Below are 1,325 nucleotides of genomic sequence, written 5' to 3'. Positions count from 1 at the left end.
GCGCCGAAGATGGTCACCATGCGCGCGGCCGCCGGACCATTGGCGATCTGGCCTGCGGCCAGCGACAGCCATTGCTGCACGCGAGCCGCCGAAACCGGGTCGGTAGGAAGCCAGTGTCCGTCATCGTATTTTTTCGCGAGATAGATCAGGATCGCGTTGGAATCGTAAAGGCAAACGTCGCCGTCTTCGATTACCGGAACCTGGCCTAGCGGGTTTCTAGCGAGGAAGTCCGGGCGTTTGTGGGCGCCGTGGGCGAGATCGACGTCGATCAGTGTGCAGGGCAACCCGAGTAGTCCGAGGAATAACTGCACCCGATGGGAGTGGCCCGACAGTTCGGCACGGTAAAGCTTGATCGGTTGAGCTGATTTGAAGGGCGCCACGATAAATCTCCCTGTGAGTTGGAGGTTGGATCGTGATGCCTGTCAGTGCTGCGAGGTGCCGATCCGTCCGCCGGGCGAGCACGGGTCGAGGAGCGACCTTGCCAACCACGACATGCCTACGACATATCCCTTGTGTCAACACTCGAGTCTTCCGGTGATGGCTTCCCACCGATCTCCCCCTGATTGCTTGACATGCCGCAGGTAAAGTCCAAATTTCGACGGGCGGCTCTGAACGTGTCCATGACGGTTTCGGGCGCCGGCAGCTTGGGCCGTTTTCCCGTCCTTGGCGAGAGAGAACCAGGGCCCGTTTCAATCGCATTGCCAACCGTTCCGGTGTGTAGCACCGTGGCTCACAAAACGCATATACGGGAACCGATCCCGGTCTCAGCAAGACACAGGCAGGACAAAAACATGATTGCAAACAAACCCACTATCCTCGTCAGCAAGACGGATCATGGCCGCCTGACCCTGCTTGCCAACGGCCTGCTGGACAAGAACCCAGAACTGGCTGACAAACTGCTCTCCGAGCTCGAGCGCGCGCAAGTCGTTGAGGCCGAGGCCATCCCGTTGGATACCATCCAGATGGGCACCACCCTGGAGTACGAACCCAACGACGGCCACAAGCGCCGAGTGACGCTGGTCTATCCGGCAGAAGCGGACATCGCCGAGGGCATGGTCTCCATTTTAACGCCCATCGGCACGGCGCTGCTCGGGCTTCGCCCCGGACAATCTATCGACTGGGTCGCCAACGACCAGCGATCCCACCGCCTAACCGTCGTCTCCGTCGGCAAAGCTGACGAAGAAGCTCCAGAGTGATGACGGTCGTGGCCGCGCGATCACTGAGGTGACGCCACCGGCTTGGCCGGCCGTGGATAGACCACCACGCCCGACGGCTGAATGCACGCGCCTTCGGTCAAGTGTGCGGTTTCTATCCTATCGCGCCCC

At 60.8% G+C, this 1,325-nt stretch carries 2 protein-coding genes; one reads left to right on the top strand and one right to left on the bottom strand.

Features of this window, described 5'->3' with window-relative positions; genetic code table 11:
- Positions 1-380 (bottom strand): glutathione S-transferase family protein (locus ACX3P1_RS28110; RefSeq protein WP_459083085.1); only part of this gene is annotated, 380 nt, incomplete at its 3' end.
- Positions 381-791: 411 nt separating this feature from the next.
- Between ACX3P1_RS28110 and rnk the strand changes: the two genes are divergently transcribed.
- On the top strand, positions 792-1,196 hold the full coding sequence (rnk, locus tag ACX3P1_RS28105) for a nucleoside diphosphate kinase regulator (protein WP_459083083.1): 405 nt from the start codon (positions 792-794) through the stop codon (positions 1,194-1,196).
- The last annotated feature ends 129 nt before the right edge of the window (positions 1,197-1,325 follow it).

The sequence above is a fragment of the Mesorhizobium sp. A623 genome, assembly GCF_054489405.1.
The sequence above is the reverse complement of the archived record's forward strand: the minus strand, read 5'-3'. Positions and strand labels throughout refer to the sequence as shown.